1 rRNA gene is annotated in these 215 nt (G+C 51.2%); it reads right to left on the bottom strand.

The features are described 5' to 3' along the window. Nucleotides 1-68: ribosomal RNA gene (gene rrf / locus KNP64_RS14785) — 5S ribosomal RNA — on the bottom strand; the annotation flags it as partial. Nucleotides 69-215: the final 147 nt, after the last annotated feature.

Raw genomic sequence — 215 nt, 5'->3', positions numbered from 1 at the left:
GCGCTGAAGCGCTTAACTTCCGTGTTCGGCATGGGAACGGGTGTGGCCGCTTCGCTATCGCCACCAGACAAAAGAATATTAACATCGCCCCGAGGGCGTGTCAATCCATTTCAGGGTTGTTCCCTGAAAACTGAAGACTCATCAATTCACTCAAACCGTTAGACTAGATCAAAGCCTCGACCGATTAGTATCATTCAGCTCCACACGTCGCCGTG

It is taken from the genome of Exiguobacterium sp. s64 (assembly GCF_018618035.1).
GTDB classification, from domain to species: Bacteria; Bacillota; Bacilli; order Exiguobacteriales; family Exiguobacteriaceae; genus Exiguobacterium; species Exiguobacterium mexicanum_A.
Note: the sequence above shows the minus strand (reverse complement) of the source record. Positions and strands in the feature narration are given on the sequence as shown.